Below are 17,151 nucleotides of genomic sequence, written 5' to 3'. Positions count from 1 at the left end.
CGGCGCGCGCGCGCGCGCGCGCGCGCGCGCCCCCGCGCCGCCCCCCGCCCCCGGCCGCCCGCGCCCGCGCGCCCGGCGGGGGGGGGCGGGGGGGCCCCGCGGGTCCGGTCCGGAGCCGGACTCACACCCGGCCCTCCGGGACCATGTCCGTCCGGCTGGCCGGGCCGGGCTGGGCCCGCTGGAGGCGGGGACGCATCCAGAAGGCCGTCACGAAGGCCGCCGCGAGCAGGCCGGCGGCGACCCAGAAGGTGACGCGCAGGGCGCCGTCCGCCCCCTGCGGGGTGTTCGTCAGAGAGCTGAAGAAGACCGTGCCCAGCAGCGCGTAGCCGATGCTGTTGCCCAGCTGCTGGAAGGAGTTGAGCAGGCCCGAGGCGGTGCCGGTCTGCTCCATGGTGACCAGGGCGAGCGAGATGTCGTAGTACGGCGTCAGCACGCCGCCCATGCCGAGGCCGAGCAGCGACAGGGGCGCCAGCAGCTGCCAGGCGCCGACGGCGTGGCTGCGCGAGACCACCGCGATCACCCCGACCGCCCCGACGACCAGCAGCGCGAGGCCGCCTCGCAGGGTGCGCAGGCTGCCGAGACGCCGTACCAGCAGGTGCCCGGCGACGGCCGATCCGACGGCGGAGCCGAGCGTCCACGGCACCATGGCCAGGCCGGCGCCCAGCGCGGTGAAGCCGTGCGCGGTCTGGAGCTGCACCAGGAGCGCGAACATCATGCCGCTCAGCGCCGTGTAGTACAGCACCCCCACCACCAGCGCGGCGACGAACCTGCCGTCGCGGACGAGGCGCGGCTCGATCAGCGGCACCCGGCCGGCCCGTGCCCGCCGGCCCTGGTGGACGCCCAGCAGGACCAGCACCGGCAGCGCCGCCGCCATGCTGGCGAAGCACCACGCCGGCCAGCCCGCGGTGCGCCCCTGCATCAGCGGGTAGGCGACCAGGACCATCGCGCCGACGGCCAGCGCGGTGCCGGTCCCGTCCAGCCGGCGCAGCGACGCCCCCGCGGCGGGCGGCTGGTCGGGTACGTACCGCACGGCGCCGAACAGGGCCAGCGCACCGAGCGGCAGGTTGACGAAGAACACCGCGCGCCAGCCGAGACCGAACAGGTTCCCCGTCGCCAGCGCGCCGCCCAGCACCGGTGCGACGATCGCGGCGATGCCCACCACCGGGCCCATCATGCCGATCGCCCGGGGCAGTTCGCGCGGCGGGAACAGCTCGCGCATGATGCCGAGCCCCTGCGGCACCATCACCGCCGCACAGGCCCCCTGCGCGATCCGCGCGACGATGATCATCTCCGGGTTCACCGCCAGTCCCGCCAGCAGCGAGGCGCAGGTGAACCCCGCCGTGCCGATCAGCAGCATCCGCTTGCGGCCGGCGATGTCCCCGAGCCGGCCGCCGGTGATCAGCAGGGAGGCGAACGCCAGGGCGTAGCCGGCGCCCATCCATTGCAGGTCGGTGTAGCTGCCGTGCAGGCCCTTGCCGATCGCGGGGGCGGCCGTGTTCACCATCATGCCGTCGAGCAGGTCCATGCAGTGGGTGGTCAGGATCGCCGCGAGGGCGTACCAGCGCAGTCTGTCCGCGGGAGTGGGATCCATGGCCGAACCTTTCGGGATCGATGACGCGAATGTGGCGCGAACTGTGCGGCCGACAGCTCCAGAACCGGTCAAGCCGCGCTCGAGCACCGTTGTCGAAGGTGGGGGCGGGACCGGCTGACGGGGCCGCGTCGCACGAAGTACGAGGGGAAATGCCATGGATCTGGGACTGGCGGACAAACGAGTACTGGTCACCGGCGCCACGAAAGGTATCGGCCGGGCCACCGCGAAGATCTTCGCCGCCGAGGGCGCACGGGTCGCGGTCACGTACCACCGGTCCGAGCACGCCGCCAAGGAACTGGTCGGGGAACTCGGCGGCGACGACCGCGCCTGCGCGCTCCACTACGAGCTGGCCGACCCGGAGTCGATCGCCGCGACGGTGAGCGCCGTCGAGGAGCGGTGGGGCGGTGTCGACGTGGTGGTCGCCAACGCCCAGACCTGGGTGTGGATGAACCCCGAGGAGATGGTGCCGTACCACCAGTTCCCGATGGACTTCTGGCTGGGCCGCTACCGGGAGAACGTCGAGGGCCACCTGTGGACGGTGCGTCAGGCCCTCGGCGGCATGCGCGAACGCGGCTGGGGCCGCATCGTGCTGCTGTCCTCCGTGACGGCGACGTACGGCAATCCCGGCTCGGAGATCTACAGCGCCGCCAAGGCGTCCCTGCACGGCTTCGTGCGTGGCCTGATGTGGACGGGCGACGGCGTGCTCGCCAACGTGGTCGCGCCCGGCGGCACGCTCACCGAGAGTCTCGACGCGGTCGACCCGGCACTCCTGGAGAAGGCGGTCGCGGACACCCCCAGCGGTCGTCTGAGCACGGCGGACGACGTGGCCAGGCTGATCGTCTTCCTCGGTTCGGCGGCGAACGGGAACATCAACGGCCAGATCATCCACCCTGCCGGCGGACGGTGAAGGGCAGGGCGTTCAAGGGCGGTTCGACTGCGGCTCGAGCGGTTCTCGGCCGGGCGACCACACCATCTCAGCCACGCTGAGACAGCGTCACGCACGCAAGCAGAAGGAGCACCAAGCATGCGATCCACCCGGATACCGAGAACAGCGGTGATGAGTGCGGCGACCGTCCTCGCCCTGGGCGCCGCCCCGCTCGCCGCGGCCGCCCCCGCGCACGCCGACGGCCGGCAGTACTACGTCGACTGCTCCGCCGGCGACGACTCCGCGGACGGCGCGTCTCCCGGCACCGCCTGGCGCACGCTCGCCAAGGTCGGCGACACCACCTTCCGCCCGGGCGACTCCATCCTCCTGCGCAGCGGCGTCACCTGCAACGGCGTACTCGCGCCGCACGGCTCCGGCACGGCCGCCGCGCCGATCACGGTCAGCACCTACGGCGGCACCGCCCGCGCGTTCCTCGCCGGCGGCGGCGCCCGCGCCACGGTCTATCTGCACAACGTGCAGGGCTGGGAGCTGCGCAACCTCGACGTCTCGGACACCACCACCCCGGACTCCACCGCGCGCACCGGCATCTACGTGCTGCTCAGCGACTACGGCACCGGCAGTCACTACGTCATCGACAACGTGAAGGTGCACGACGTCACCGGCATCGACAGCACGGGTCCGGACAACGAGGACAGCGGCGGCATCGTCCTGAAGGCGGCCGGGTCGGCCACGCCGACCACCTTCGACGGCATCACGGTGTCCGGCAGCACCGTCTCCGGCACCGACGGCTACGGCATCGCCACCGAGTCCCAGTGGTCCAAGCGCGCCCTGTTCCCGGCCGGCGAGAACAGCTATGTGCCGATGACCAACGTCCGCATCACCGGCAACCGGCTGTCGGACCAGGGCGGCGACGGCATCGTGGTGCAGAACGGTACGGCCCCCAGGATCGACCACAACGTCGTCAACGGCTTCGGTCTGCGCGCCACCGTCTACCACGCCGGCGTCTGGGTGTGGAACTCCGACAAGGCCGTGCTGGACCACAACGACGTCTCGCACGGCGCCTCCGCGCCGCCGATGATGGCCTTCGACGCGGACGGCGCCAACTCCGACGTCACCTACCAGTACAACTACAGCCACGACAACGGCGGCGGCTTCCTGGCCTTCTGCACCGCGCCCGGCCAGCTGAGCGACGGTGTCGTCGTCCGGTACAACAAGAGCGTCAACGACCACGACGCCACCTACAACGGCTTCACCTTCCCGGTAATCTTCAACGGCTGCGGCGTCACCATGACCAACCTGGAGTTCTACGGCAACACCGTCCGCACCTCGGTGGCCAAGGCGCTGATCGGCAACAACGGCCAGAGCGTGGTCAATTACCACGACAACACGTTCGTGGGCGCGCCCGGCGGCTCGACGATCAACGACCCCGTCGGCATCTTCAAGAACAACGTCTACCGCAACATCACCCAGGTCCCGGCCGGCGACACCGGCCCGGCGACCAGGCGCTGACACCACGGAGCATCGCCCGGGTACCTCCCGTACCCGGGCGATGCTCTGCCGTCGTCTCAGCCCTGCGCCCGCTTGATCGACCACTCCGCGATCCGCAGGGACAACTCCACCCCCTCGGTCGCGTACTCCACCATCGCCTTCTCGTAGTCGCGCACCGCCTCCGCCAGTTCGCGCTCCCCGCGGTCCACCGCGGTCAGCAGAGCGCTGAGCGCCGCAGCGTCCCGCGCGGCGGTGTTCGCCCCCACGCCCCCGGACGGCGGCATCGCGTGCACAGCGTCCCCGAGCGGCACCACCGGGCAGGCGTCCCACGCCTGCACGGGCGTGGTGGCCCGCAGCGCCACCGCGAACGACGTCGAGGGGTCGGCGAACCGGAAGATCTCCCGCAGGTCGGGGTGCCACGCCCGGGTCCGCTCGACCACCAGCGCGCACAGCGCCTCGCCGCTCAGCGCGAAGAACTCCTCGTCGGTGAGGCCCAGGTCGGCCAGGTGCACGTTGAACACCGACATGTAGTAGTCGTCGCTGTCCTCCAGCCCGGCGTCCGGCCACAGCCGGGCGGCCGCCCGCGACGGGGGCTCGCGGAACAGCATCGGCATCAGGCCCAGGTGGTGGCCGTCGGTGCCGATCACATAGCTGAAGCGGTCCCGCAGTGCCTCCGGCAGCCCGGCCTCGATGGCCTCCCGCCGGGGGATCCGGGAGAAGATCGTCCGGATGCCCAGGTCCTGCGGCACGTCCCAGGGCCGCAGCCGGCCACGCACCCGCGAGTTGGTGCCGTCCGCCGCGACCAGCACATCGCCGACGGCCTCGCTGCCGTCCGCGAAATAGGCGGTCACCCGCCCGTCGGGCGTCCGCTCCAGCCGCTCGAAGTTCTTCCCGAAGTGGACGACCTCCTCCAGACCGGCCAGCAGGATCCGCCGCAGCGTCACCCGGTCCACGGCATCGATCTTGTCGTCCCGGCCGGCCCGGGGGTCCTCGAAGGCCGGCGCCCACTGCGCCGTCAGGTGCTCGTCGTAGGCGGCCAGTCCGCTGTCGTCGCGGGCGTTCGCCGTCGCCGCCAGCAGCTCGGTCAGCCGCTGCGGCAGACAGGCCCGGAGCGCCGCCTCGCCCTCGGGGCTGATCCGCAGCCGGTAGCCCTGCCGCCGCCCGTCGGCCGACTCGTCGCGCTCGTACACCTGGACGTCGACACCGGCGCGCCGCAGCCCCTGGGCCAGGCAGAGCCCACCGATACCGCCGCCGATGACCAGGACCCGGATGGGTGATCGGCTCGTCGTCACCGCCATGGACACCTCTCTCGTCGCCGTGAAGTCGCCGCGTGGTTGCCGCGTACGCACCCGGGCAGCATGTGCCGTCCCGCTCAGGTCTGGCTGGAGGCGCCCGCTCCGCCACCGCGTCGAGCGGAACTCGAGCCTGCTTGAAGAATTCCCGCCCACCCTGTGCGGACCCAAGCGCCCACGGCCCCGCCGAGCACCCGGAGGAATCGTGTCCCGTCGTCTCTTCACCTCGGAGTCCGTGACCGAAGGTCACCCCGACAAGATCGCGGACCGGATCAGCGACACCGTCCTGGACGCCCTGCTCGCGCAGGACCCCGCATCCCGCGTGGCCGTCGAGACCCTGATCACCACCGGCCAGGTCCACGTGGCCGGCGAGGTCACCACCACGGCCTACGCCGACATCGCCGGCCTGGTCCGGGCGGCCGTCCTCGACATCGGCTACGACTCCTCGGTCAAGGGGTTCGACGGCGCCTCCTGCGGCGTCTCCGTCTCGATCGACGCCCAGTCGCCCGACATCGCCCAGGGCGTCGACCAGGCCCACGAGCACCGGGTCGAGGGCGTCCAGGACGAGCTCGGCCGGCAGGGCGCCGGCGACCAGGGCCTGATGTTCGGCTACGCGTGCGACGACACCCCCGAACTGATGCCGCTGCCCATCTCGCTGGCGCACCGGCTGGCCCAGCGTCTCACCCAGGTCCGCAAGGACGGCACCATCCCCTACCTGCGCCCCGACGGAAAGACCCAGGTCACCATCGAGTACGACGGCGACCGCGCGGTCCGTCTCGACACCGTCGTGGTCTCCACCCAGCACTGCGCCGACATCGACCTCGACACGATGCTCGCCCCCGACATCCGCGAGTTCGTCGTCGCACCCGTCCTGGCCGACGCGGGGATCGACACCTCCGGCCACCGCCTGCTGGTCAACCCCACCGGCCGGTTCGAGATCGGCGGCCCGATGGGCGACGCCGGGCTGACCGGCCGCAAGATCATCGTGGACACCTACGGCGGCTACTCCCGGCACGGCGGCGGCGCCTTCTCCGGCAAGGACCCCTCCAAGGTCGACCGCTCGGCGGCGTACGCGATGCGCTGGGTCGCCAAGAACATCGTCGCCGCCGGACTCGCCCGCCGCGCCGAGGTACAGGTCGCCTACGCGATCGGCAAGGCGGAGCCGGTCGGTCTGTTCGTGGAGACCTTCGGCACCGAGACCGTCCCCGTGGCGAGGATCCAGGACGCCGTCGACCAGGTCTTCGACCTGCGGCCCGCCGCGATCATCCGCGACCTCGACCTGCTGCGCCCCATCTACGCCCGCACCGCCGCCTACGGCCACTTCGGCCGGGAACTGCCCGAGTTCACCTGGGAGCGCACCGACCGGGCGGACAAGCTCCGCGCCATCGCGCTGGCCTGACCTCCCGCCATGTCGCCGTTGCCCCAAGGAGGCACCGCCGTGCACATCGCCGTCACCGGTTCGATCGCCACCGACCATCTGATGGTCTTTCCCGGGCGCTTCGCGGACCAGCTGATCGAGAGCAGCCTGGACAAGGTGTCCCTGTCGTTCCTCGCCGACGAACTGGAGGTGCGCCGCGGCGGGGTGGCGGCCAACATCGCCTTCGGCCTCGGCCGGCTGGGCCTGCGCCCGGTCCTGGTCGGCGCCGCCGGCCGCGACTTCGCCGAGTACCGGGACTGGCTGGAGGCGGCCGGAGTCGACACCGGGTCCGTCCTGATCAGCCGCACCCGGCACACGGCCCGGTTCGTCTGCACCACCGACGCCGACCAGAACCAGATCGCCACCTTCTACGCCGGGGCGATGTCCGAGGCCCGCGAGCTGCGGCTCGCCGCCGTCGCCGACCGCGTCGGCCGGCTCGACCTGGTCGTCATCGCCCCCGACGACCCCGAGGCGATGCTGCGTCACACCGACGAGTGCCGCACCCTCGGGCTGCCCTTCGCCGCCGATCCCTCCCAGCAACTCGCCCGCCTCGACGGGCCGCAGATCCGGCGCCTGCTCACCGGCGCCGAGTTCCTCTTCACCAACGAGTACGAGGCCGAACTGCTCAAACACCGCACCGGCTGGACCGAGGCCCAGGTCCTCGGCCAGGTCGGCACCTGGCTCACCACCCGGGGCGCCGACGGCGTCGTCATCGCCCGCGCCGGCGCCGAGCCCGTCGTCGTACCCGCCGTGGCCACCGACCGCGTGGTCGACCCCACCGGCGTCGGTGACGCCTTCCGCGCGGGGTTCCTCGCCGGACACAGCCGCGGCTGGCCGACGGAGCGCGCCGCCCGGCTGGGCTGCGCCCTCGCCACGGAGGTCCTGGGGACCGTCGGCACCCAGGAGTACCGGGTGAGCGCCGCGGAGCTGATCGGCCGGATCGCCCCCAGCCCGGTGGGTGCCCCATGAGCCCCCTCAGCCAGGCGCAGCGCGCCGACGCGCTGCGCGAGGCACTCGCCACCCGGGTGGTCGTCGCCGACGGCGCGATGGGCACCATGCTCCAGGCCGCCAACCCGACGCCGGACGACTTCCAGCAGCTGGAGGGGTGCAACGAGATCCTCAACGTCACCCGTCCCGACCTCGTCCGCGCCGTCCACCAGGAGTACTTCGCGGCCGGCGTCGACTGCGTCGAGACCAACACCTTCGGCGCCAACCACGCGGCGCTCGGCGAGTACGACATCGCCGACCGGATCTTCGAGCTGTCCGCGGCCGGCGCCGCCGTGGCCCGCGAGGCCGCCGACGCCCACCAGGACGGCCGGGTCCGCTGGGTGCTCGGCTCCATCGGACCGGGCACCAAGCTGCCGACCCTCGGCCACGTGCCGTACGCGACCCTGCGCGACGGCTACCAGCGCAACGCGGCGGGCCTGATCGCCGGCGGCGCCGACGCGCTGCTCGTGGAGACCAGCCAGGACCTGCTCCAGACCAAGGCCGCGGTGCTCGGCTGCAAGCGCGCCCTCGCCGAGGCCGGGCTCGACCTGCCGGTCTTCGCGCAGGTGACCGTGGAGACCACCGGCACCATGCTGCTCGGCTCGGAGATCGGCGCGGCGCTCACCGCGCTGGAGCCGCTCGGCATCGACCTGATCGGCCTCAACTGCGCCACCGGCCCCGCCGAGATGGGCGAGCACCTGCGCCATCTGGCCCGGCACGCCCGGGTCGGCCTGTCGTGCATGCCGAACGCGGGCCTGCCCGTGCTCGGCAAGGACGGCGCCCACTACCCCCTCGGACCCGACGAACTCGCCGACGCCCATGACGCGTTCACAAAGGAGTACGGCATCTCGCTCGTCGGCGGCTGCTGCGGCACCACCCCCGAGCACCTGCGCGCCGTCGTCCGGCGGGTGCAAGGGCGCGCCGTCACCCCGCGCCGGCCCCGCCCCGAGCCGGCCGCCTCCTCGCTCTACCAGCCGGTGCCGTTCCGCCAGGACACCTCCTACCTGGCGATCGGCGAGCGCACCAACGCCAACGGGTCCAAGAAGTTCCGCGAGGCCATGCTGGCCGGCGACTGGGAGAAGTGCGTGGAGATCGCCCGGGAACAGATCCGGGACGGCTCTCACCTGCTCGACCTCTGCGTGGACTACGTCGGCCGTGACGGCGTGGCGGACATGCGGGAGATCGCCGGGCGGCTGGCCACCGCGTCCACGCTGCCGGTCGTACTGGACTCCACCGAACCGGAGGTGCTGCGCGCGGGCCTCGAGATGCTGGGCGGCCGGGCCGTGCTGAACTCGGTGAACTACGAGGACGGCGACGGCCCGGACACCCGGTTCGGGCGCATCGCCGCACTCGCCCGCGAACACGGCGCCGGCCTCATCGCGCTCACGATCGACGAGGAGGGGCAGGCCCGCACCGCGGAGAAGAAGACGGCGATCGCCGAGCGGCTCATCGAGCAGCTCACCACCGAGTACGGCATCGAGGAGTCCTCGATCCTGGTGGACTGCCTGACCTTCACCCTGGCCACCGGGCAGGAGGAGTCCCGCCGCGACGGCATCGAGACCATCGAGGCCATCCGCACGCTCAAGCGCCGTCATCCCGAGGTGCAGACCACCCTCGGCCTGTCCAACATCTCCTTCGGCCTGAACCCGGCGGCCCGGCAGGTCCTGAACTCGGTGTTCCTGGACGAGTGCGTGCGGGCCGGCCTGGACTCCGCGATCGTGCACGCCTCCAAGATCCTCCCCGTCGCCCGCATCCCGGAGGACCAGCGCGAGGCCGCGCTCGACCTGATCCACGACCGCCGCAGGGAGGGGTACGACCCGCTGCAACGGCTGCTGGAGCTGTTCGAGGGGGTCTCCGCGTCCTCCGCGGCCGCGTCCAAGGCCGAGGAACTGGCGGCGCTGCCGCTCGGGGAACGCCTGGAACGCCGCATCATCGACGGCGAGCGCGGCGGGCTGGAAGCCGACCTGGACGCGGCGCTGGCCGAGCGGCCGGCGCTGGAGATCATCAACGACACGCTGCTGTCCGGGATGAAGACCGTCGGCGAGCTGTTCGGCTCCGGCCGGATGCAGCTGCCGTTCGTGCTCCAGTCCGCCGAGGTGATGAAGACCGCGGTCGCGTACCTGGAGCCGTACATGGAGAAGACGGCCGACGGCGGGAACGCGGCGGGCAAGGGCACGATCGTGCTGGCCACCGTCAAGGGCGACGTCCACGACATCGGCAAGAACCTCGTGGACATCATCCTGTCCAACAACGGCTACGACGTGGTCAACCTCGGTATCAAGCAGTCCGTGTCGGCCATTCTGGACGCCGCCGAGGAGCACGACGCGGACGTGATCGGCATGTCCGGCCTGCTGGTGAAGTCCACGGTGATCATGAAGGAGAACCTGGAGGAGCTGAACCGGCGCGGGCTCGCCGCCCGCTTCCCGGTCATCCTCGGCGGGGCCGCCCTCACCCGCGCCTACGTGGAGCAGGACCTGCACGAGATCTACGACGGCGAGGTCCGCTACGCCCGCGACGCCTTCGAGGGCCTGAAGCTGATGGACGCCCTCGTCGCCGTCAAACGCGGCGTCCCGGGCGCGGCCCTGCCCGAACTGCGGCAGCGGCGTCACGCACGGGCCCGGGTCGCCCAGCCGGAGGAGCCCGGTCGCGGACACGTCCGCTCCGATGTGGCGATGGACAACCGGGTGCCGGTACCGCCGTTCTGGGGCGACCGGATCGTCCGAGGCGTCCCGCTCACCGACTACGCCGCATGGCTGGACGAGGACGCGCTGTTCAAGGGCCAGTGGGGGCTGAAGGCCTCGCGCGCCGGGACGGGCCCCTCGTACGAGGAGCTGGTCGAGACCGAGGGCCGGCCGCGGCTGCGGATGTGGCTGGACCGGTTGCAGACCTCGGGCTGGCTGGAGCCGGGCATCGTCTACGGCTACTACCCGGTCCACTCCAAGGGCGACGAGCTGATCCTCCTGGACGAGGACGGCTCCGAACGCACCCGCTTCGTCTTCCCCCGCCAGCGCCAGGGCCGGCGGCTGTGCCTGGCCGACTTCTTCCGCCCGGAGGAGTCCGGCGAACAGGACGTGATCGGCCTCCAGATCGTCACCATGGGCAACCGGGTCTCCCAGGCCGCGGGCGAGCTCTTCGAGGCCGGCTCCTACCGCGACTACCTCGAACTGCACGGTCTGTCCGTCCAGTTGACGGAGGCCCTGACCGAGTTCTGGCACGCCCGGGTGCGCCGTGAACTCGGCTTCGGCGACGAGGACCCCGAGGACATCCGCGACATGTTCGCCCTCAGGTACCGCGGCGCCCGCTTCTCCCTCGGCTACGGCGCCTGCCCCGACCTCGAGGACCGGGCCAAGATCACCGGACTGCTCCACCCCGAGCGGATCGGCGTCGCCCTCTCCGAGGAGTTCCAGCTGCACCCCGAACAGTCCACCGACGCCTTCGTCGTCCACCACCCCGAGGCCACGTACTTCAACGCGAGGTGAGCCGTGGCGCCCTGACCGCCGCGTGACCCCCGCCCCGAGCCCCGCCCGACCCGATCCCCAGGAGTGCCGGATGCCGTCCGCCTTTACCGACTTCAAGGTCGCCGACCTCTCCCTGGCCGAGTTCGGCCGCAAGGAGATCACCCTCGCCGAGCACGAGATGCCCGGCCTGATGGCGATCCGCAAGGAATACGCCGAGGCGCAGCCCCTGGCCGGTGCCCGTATCACCGGCTCGCTGCACATGACCGTGCAGACCGCCGTCCTCATCGAGACGCTCGTCGCCCTGGGCGCCGAGGTCCGCTGGGCGTCCTGCAACATCTTCTCCACCCAGGACCACGCGGCCGCGGCCATCGCGGTCGGCCCGAACGGCACTCCGGACAACCCGCAGGGCGTGCCGGTCTTCGCCTGGAAGGGCGAGACCCTCCAGGAGTACTGGTGGTGCACCGAGCAGGCCCTCACCTGGCCCGGCCACGCCGGTCCGAACATGCTCCTGGACGACGGCGGCGACGCCACCCTCCTCGTCCACAAGGGCGTCGACCGTCAGAAGACCGGTGCGCTGCCCACCGCCGACAACGAGGAACTGGCCGCGGTGCGCGCGTTGCTGGAGGCCAGCACCCTGGACTGGACCGCCCTGGCCTCCGAGATCCGTGGTGTCACGGAGGAGACCACCACGGGTGTGCACCGGCTGTACGAGATGCAGCGTGACGGTGTGCTGCTGTTCCCGGCGATCAACGTCAACGATGCCGTGACGAAGTCGAAGTTCGACAACAAGTACGGCTGCCGGCACTCCCTGGTCGACGGGATCAACCGTGCCACCGATGTGCTGATCGGCGGCAAGACGGCCGTGGTGTGCGGGTACGGCGATGTCGGCAAGGGGTGTGCGGAGTCGCTGCGGGGTCAGGGTGCCCGGGTGATCATCACGGAGATCGACCCGATCTGCGCGCTTCAGGCGGCGATGGACGGCTACCAGGTGACCACGCTGGACGAGGTCGTGGAGAGCGCGGACATCTTCATCACCACGACCGGCAACAAGGACATCATCCTGGCCTCGGACATGGCGAGGATGAAGCACCAGGCGATCGTGGGCAACATCGGTCACTTCGACAACGAGATCGACATGGCCGGTCTGGCGAAGATCGAGGGGATCGTCAAGGACGAGGTGAAGCCGCAGGTCCACACCTGGACGTTCCCCGACGGCAAGGTGATCATCGTGCTGTCCGAGGGCCGCCTGCTGAACCTGGGCAACGCCACCGGCCACCCGTCCTTCGTGATGTCGAACTCCTTCGCGGACCAGACGCTGGCCCAGATCGAGCTGTTCACCAAGCCCGACGCGTACCCGACCGGCGTGTACGTGCTGCCCAAGCACCTCGACGAGAAGGTCGCCCGCCTCCACCTCGACGCCCTCGGCGTGAAGCTGACCAAGCTGCGCCCGGAGCAGGCCGCCTACATCGGCGTCGACGTCGACGGCCCGTACAAGACTGACCACTACCGCTACTGACGGAGCGCGCCATGACATCGTCCGCAACGGTCCGGCCCGCGGTCGGACCGTCCGGGACCCCCACGCCCACCCTGCTGGGCAGACCCCGCTGGTTCGTCACCCTGTTCGCCACGGACATGTGGGAGCGGTTCAGCTTCTACGGGATGCTGGCCATCCTCTTCCTGTTCGCCTCGGCCCCGGCGGCCGAAGGCGGCCTCGGGCTGTCGAACTCCGACGCCGGCATGCTCTTCGGCGTCTACACGGCCGCCATCTTCCTCGCCTCCCTGCCCGGCGGCTGGCTCGGCGACCGCGTCTTCGGCAGCTACCGGGCGACCCTGTACGGCGCCGTGGTCATCGCCGCCGGACACCTGCTGATGGCACTGCCGACGGTGCCGACGGTCTACGTCGGGCTGCTCCTCATCGCCGTCGGCACCGGCCTGCTCAAGCCCAACATGGCAGGCCTGCTCAGCGCCTTCTACCCGCGCGAGGCGGCCGCCGAGCGGGACGCGGGCTTCGCCGTCTTCTACACCTCCATCCAGATCAGCGGCCTGATCGCGCCCCTGGTCGTCGGCGGCGTCGGTGAGGGCCTCAACTGGCACGCGGGGTTCGGCGTCGCGGCGGTCGGCATGGGGCTCGGGGTCTGGCAGTACGTCCGCGGCTCGGCCTCCTTCGGCGAGGTCGGCCGCGCGGCCACCCGCCCGCTCCCGCCGGCCGAGCGCCGCCGCGTCCTCCGCCTCTCCACGGCCGCGATCGCCGTACCGGCCGCGCTCCTCACCGCGGACGCGCTGGCCGGCACCTTCACCCTCCGGCACGTCCTCGCCCTGGTCGCGGTCCTCAGCCTCGCCGTGCCCGTCGGCTGCTTCTGGACCCTCCTGCGCCACCGGGACATCTCCGCACCCGAACGGACCCGCCTGCGCGCCTACATCGCGCTCTTCCTCGCCTCCGCCCTGTTCTGGGCCCTGCACGTCCAAGGGGGCTCGCTGCTCAGCCTGTTCGCCCGGGACGCCACCGACCGCGACATCCTCGGCCTGCGCCTCCCGGCCAGCTGGTTCCAGTCGGCCACCCCGTTGGCGATCCTGCTGTGCGCGCCCTTCTTCGCGTGGCTCTGGCTGCGTCTCGGCGCGCGCATCAGCGCCAGCGCGAAGTTCGCGCTCGGCATGTTCGCCATGGGCGCCTCCATGCTCCTGATGGCCCTGGCCGCCTGGCACGCCCACTCCGCCGGCCGGGTCTCCCCCCTGTGGCTCATCGGTACGTACCTCCTCACCGGCGCCGCCGAGGCGGCCCTCGCCCCGGTGGGCATGAGCGTCGCCACAGCCATCGCGCCGGCGCCCTTCCTCAGCCAGGTGGTCGGTGTCTTCTGGCTCTCCGCGGCCCTGGGCGCGGGGCTCGGCGGCAACGCGATGAAGCTCGCGGGGACGTCGACCCCGGGAGCCGGACTGTTTCTGGTGCTGGGCGGGGTGGCCGTGGCAGCCGGGGTGGCGCTGCTTCTCGGGGCTCGGTCTCTGGCACGGAGGCTGGGGGTCTGACAGCGCTCCGGTCGGATGCGACGCGGGACAGCCGGGGCAGCCGGGACGTTGCCCCGCTGTCCCGGCTGTCCGGTCTCACATCTGGTTTCAGTTCTTGCGGCGCCGCGCGACGACGAACAGCGTGCCGCCCGTGATCAGTGCGACGGCGGCCGCCGCGGCCGCGTACCAGGGCAGCGCGCCGGTGCCGGTGTCGGCCATGGAGCCCTGAGCGGTGCCGCCCGCGGCCGCGGTGCCGGAACCGGTCGTGCCGGAGCCGGTCGTGGCGGAGCCGGAGGTGCCGCCGGAGGCCGCGGTGCCGCCGGAGGCGGAGCTGCCGCCGGTGGTGGAGCTGCCACCGGAGGAGGAAGCGGAGCCGTGGCCCTTGGTGCCGTCGGCGGTCACCTTGATCGGCGCGGTGTTGTTCTTGGTGTTGCTGTCCGGGGACGACATCGTCACCTTGATCGAGCCGGGGGCGAGGTCGGCCGGCCTGTCGATGCGCAGGCCGAAGACGAACGGGGTGACCTGGCCGGCGTCGAAGTACCAGTCGTGCACGTCCTGGAAGCAGCTGTAGTGCCGGGCGCCGGGCTTGCCCTGCTTCCAGTCGTCGTCCGAGCGGCAGAGCTGCGGAACCTTCACCGCCGTCGTACCGCGCGGGACCGTCACGTGCGTCACGGAGGACGGGCCGTCGGCGGGGCCGTCGCTGCGGTCGTACTGGTCGATGGAGGCGGGCCCGTTGTTCCGGACGCCCAGCTTCGCCTGCACCACCTGGCCGGCCTTGCCGTGCACGGTGGCGCCCAGCGCCTGGAGGTCGAAGGAGTTCTCCACGATGACCCTGCCGGTCCCGTTGTCCATGTCGAACGTCCCGGGGCCGCCGGCCCGCGCCACCAGACGCATCGCGCGGCCGGTGCCGCGGTGGACGCCGGTCAGCTTCTGGTTCTTGTACAGGTAGCCGTCGGTCGTCTCGTACACGCCCACGTTCCAGATCTCGTCCGCCGCGGTGCTGCCCACCTTGAGCGCGAGTTCGTCGAGGTCGTAGGAGCCGCCCGCGGTGACCGGGGTCTCGATGTAGCAGCGGATCCCGGTGTCACGGTTGGCGAAGTGGCCGTACTCGCAGTTGCTGAACTCCTCGGGGACGGAGAGTCCCTGGGTGAGCTGGATGCCGACGTAGACGCCCTTCAGGGGCCGGCGGCTGTAGTTGGTGAAGCCGATCGAGGGGTGCAGCGTCTTGCCGGGCTTCGACCAGGTGCTGGAGGGGCTGCTCCGGTCGAGGAGCGGACCCGCGTCCGCCACGCCGGCCTGGAACGTCGCATCGCCGAGTGACGTGCTCCCCGCCGCACCGGAGGCCCGGACCTCGCCCGTGAAGCCGGGCTGGGAGGTCGCGAGCGTCTTGAAATGCAGGCCGCGGCTCACGCTCTCGCCCGGCTGGAGCGGCCTGTTCCCGTTCAGCTTCACGCCGTCGCAGACGAAGACCAGATCCTGCTTCTCGACGCAGGGCGAGTCGACCGACAGGGTCAGCTGCCCCTTGAGGGCCGTGGCGTCGAACGTCAGGGTGAAGTCCGTCAGCGGCTGCGAGCCGGTGTTGCGGACGCTGATGAAGTCGTAGGCGGGGTCGTCGTACGGCTTCACCTGGAGCGGCTTGCCGTACTGGGAGTCGGTGAACTCCAGTGTCTGCGCGGTCTCCGTGGCCTGGCCGACGGAGGGCGCGCCCAGGGTCAGCAGGCCCGCCGCGAGGGCGGTGGCGCCGGCCCGGAGGGCGTTGCGGGGCAGAGGTCTCGGCACGGTGCTCCTTCGGCGGGTCCGCGATCACAGGTGATCCGATCGCCCACTCAGATCACCAACTCCGGGCAAAGGTTGTACGAACGCGGTGTGTGGCCCGGCAGGGCCCCGCTCTCCCCGTTGCCTCGGGCGAAGCATCGCAAAAGAGGTGCAAAGTGGATCGGTGCCGGGGCAACCGCCGTAGCCGAGGCAACATCTTGGTGAACGACGGGCACCGCGCGGTCAGGGCGGGGTGCCGTCGTCGGCCGGATGGGATGAGGGACGTGGTGGAGCCGAGGATCGCCGTCGCCGTGGTGACCATGGGCAACCGGCCCGCCGAGGTGGACGCCCTGCTGGAGTCCGTGGCGAAGCAGGACCTCGCCCCGGCCCGCATCGTGATCGTCGGCAACGGCTGCCGGCTGCCCGAGTTCGCCCGCCGCCTCTCCCTGCCCGGCGAGGTCACCACCATCGACGTGGACGAGAACCTCGGCTGTCCCGGCGGGCGCAATGTCGCCCTCGCCCGGCTGCGGGAGTACGGCGACGTCGACGTCGTCGTGGAACTGGACGACGACGGACTGCTCGTCGACGCCGATGTCCTGCGCCGCGTCCGCGACCTGTACGCCGCCGACCCCCGCCTCGGCATCGTCGGCTTCCGCATCGCCGACGAGCACGGCGAGACCCAGCAGCGGCATGTGCCGAGGGTCGGCAGGTCGGACCCGATGCGCGGCGGGTACGTCACCGGGTTCCTCGGCGGCGGGCACGCGCTGCGCATGTCGATGCTGGCCGAGACCGGGGACTGGCCCGCCGAGTTCTTCTTCGCGCACGAGGAGACCGACCTCGCCTGGCGCGCCGCCGACGCCGGCTGGAAGATCCTGTACGCCCCCGAGCTGCTGCTCCAGCACCCCAAGACCTCACCGGCCCGGCACGCCATCTACTACCGGGTCAACGCCCGCAACCGGGTCTGGCTCGCCCGGCGCCGGCTGCCGCTGCCGCTCGTCCCGGTGCACCTCGGGGTGTGGACGCTGCTCACGCTCGCCCGCACCCGGTCGGCGGCGGGGCTGAAGGCGTGGTTCGCGGGGTTCCTGGAGGGGCTGCGGGAGCCGGCCGGTGAGCGGCGGCCGATGCGCTGGCGGACGGTGTGGCGGCTGAGCCGGCTGGGGCGACCGCCGGTGATCTGACGGGGGCGGGGGCCGGGGAGTCCGAGGGCGCCGGGCCAGGGCCGTGGAAGCGGGACGGGGCCCCGGTCGTTCACCTCCGCCGACCGGGGCCCTGCACAT

11 protein-coding genes are annotated in these 17,151 nt (G+C 71.9%); 8 read left to right on the top strand and 3 right to left on the bottom strand.

The features are described 5' to 3' along the window. Positions 1-121 precede the first annotated feature (121 nt). Positions 122-1,591: an MFS transporter gene (locus ACFVIU_RS11890; protein WP_385842173.1), complete on the bottom strand. Its 1,470-nt coding sequence runs from the start codon at positions 1,589-1,591 to the stop codon at positions 122-124. 154 nt (positions 1,592-1,745) lie between these two features. Between ACFVIU_RS11890 and ACFVIU_RS11885 the strand changes: the two genes are divergently transcribed. Then, positions 1,746-2,498, top strand: a complete 753-nt coding sequence (locus ACFVIU_RS11885) for an SDR family NAD(P)-dependent oxidoreductase (RefSeq protein ID WP_385842172.1) — start codon at positions 1,746-1,748, stop codon at positions 2,496-2,498. 117 nt (positions 2,499-2,615) lie between these two features. Then, complete coding sequence (locus ACFVIU_RS11880) at positions 2,616-3,986, top strand: right-handed parallel beta-helix repeat-containing protein (RefSeq protein ID WP_385842171.1); 1,371 nt, start codon at positions 2,616-2,618, stop codon at positions 3,984-3,986. Positions 3,987-4,042: 56 nt separating this feature from the next. Here ACFVIU_RS11880 and ACFVIU_RS11875 read toward each other — a convergent pair whose 3' ends face one another. Further along, positions 4,043-5,263, bottom strand: a complete 1,221-nt coding sequence (locus tag ACFVIU_RS11875) for an FAD-dependent oxidoreductase (protein WP_385842170.1) — start codon at positions 5,261-5,263, stop codon at positions 4,043-4,045. A gap of 199 nt (positions 5,264-5,462) precedes the next feature. Here ACFVIU_RS11875 and metK point away from each other — a divergent pair, with 199 nt between their 5' ends. The 5 genes from metK to ACFVIU_RS11850 all read left to right on the top strand — a co-directional run bounded on the left by metK (position 5,463) and on the right by ACFVIU_RS11850 (position 14,140). Further along, entirely contained in the window at positions 5,463-6,656 is a 1,194-nt protein-coding gene (metK, locus tag ACFVIU_RS11870) for a methionine adenosyltransferase (protein ID WP_385842168.1), read from the top strand. A gap of 39 nt (positions 6,657-6,695) precedes the next feature. Further along, positions 6,696-7,643 carry a carbohydrate kinase family protein gene (locus tag ACFVIU_RS11865; RefSeq protein ID WP_385842167.1) on the top strand — a complete coding sequence of 316 codons (948 nt, stop codon included), beginning with the start codon at positions 6,696-6,698 and terminating at the stop codon, positions 7,641-7,643. Then, the gene (gene metH, locus ACFVIU_RS11860; protein WP_385842165.1) at positions 7,640-11,140 is read left to right on the top strand and encodes a methionine synthase; all 3,501 of its coding nucleotides are present in this window, start codon (positions 7,640-7,642) and stop codon (positions 11,138-11,140) included. Before ACFVIU_RS11865 ends, metH begins: the two co-directional genes overlap by 4 nt. A 70-nt stretch (positions 11,141-11,210) precedes the next feature. Continuing rightward, complete coding sequence (ahcY, locus tag ACFVIU_RS11855; RefSeq protein ID WP_385842164.1) at positions 11,211-12,635, top strand: adenosylhomocysteinase; 1,425 nt, start codon at positions 11,211-11,213, stop codon at positions 12,633-12,635. A gap of 11 nt (positions 12,636-12,646) precedes the next feature. Continuing rightward, on the top strand, positions 12,647-14,140 hold the full coding sequence (locus ACFVIU_RS11850) for a peptide MFS transporter (RefSeq protein ID WP_385842162.1): 1,494 nt from the start codon (positions 12,647-12,649) through the stop codon (positions 14,138-14,140). Positions 14,141-14,227: 87 nt separating this feature from the next. On the opposite strand, the gene ACFVIU_RS11845 is transcribed toward ACFVIU_RS11850, so the two are convergent. Next, the gene (locus ACFVIU_RS11845; protein WP_385842161.1) at positions 14,228-15,898 is read right to left on the bottom strand and encodes a hypothetical protein; all 1,671 of its coding nucleotides are present in this window, start codon (positions 15,896-15,898) and stop codon (positions 14,228-14,230) included. Positions 15,899-16,158: 260 nt separating this feature from the next. Here ACFVIU_RS11845 and ACFVIU_RS11840 point away from each other — a divergent pair, with 260 nt between their 5' ends. Continuing rightward, the gene (locus ACFVIU_RS11840; RefSeq protein WP_385842160.1) at positions 16,159-17,052 is read left to right on the top strand and encodes a glycosyltransferase family 2 protein; all 894 of its coding nucleotides are present in this window, start codon (positions 16,159-16,161) and stop codon (positions 17,050-17,052) included. Positions 17,053-17,151: the final 99 nt, after the last annotated feature.

The sequence above is a fragment of the Streptomyces sp. NPDC127190 genome, from assembly GCF_042672505.1.
Lineage (GTDB): Bacteria > Actinomycetota > Actinomycetes > Streptomycetales > Streptomycetaceae > Streptomyces.
The sequence above is the reverse complement of the archived record's forward strand: the minus strand, read 5'-3'. Positions and strand labels throughout refer to the sequence as shown.

Coding starts and splice junctions, on each gene's coding strand:
- ACFVIU_RS11890 (WP_385842173.1), bottom strand. CDS start 1,591: ATGGATCCCACTCCCGCGGACAGACTGCGCTGGTACGCCCTCGCGGCG.
- ACFVIU_RS11885 (WP_385842172.1), top strand. CDS start 1,746: ATGGATCTGGGACTGGCGGACAAACGAGTACTGGTCACCGGCGCCACG.
- ACFVIU_RS11880 (WP_385842171.1), top strand. CDS start 2,616: ATGCGATCCACCCGGATACCGAGAACAGCGGTGATGAGTGCGGCGACC.
- ACFVIU_RS11875 (WP_385842170.1), bottom strand. CDS start 5,263: ATGGCGGTGACGACGAGCCGATCACCCATCCGGGTCCTGGTCATCGGC.
- metH (WP_385842165.1), top strand. CDS start 7,640: ATGAGCCCCCTCAGCCAGGCGCAGCGCGCCGACGCGCTGCGCGAGGCA.
- ahcY (WP_385842164.1), top strand. CDS start 11,211: ATGCCGTCCGCCTTTACCGACTTCAAGGTCGCCGACCTCTCCCTGGCC.
- ACFVIU_RS11850 (WP_385842162.1), top strand. CDS start 12,647: ATGACATCGTCCGCAACGGTCCGGCCCGCGGTCGGACCGTCCGGGACC.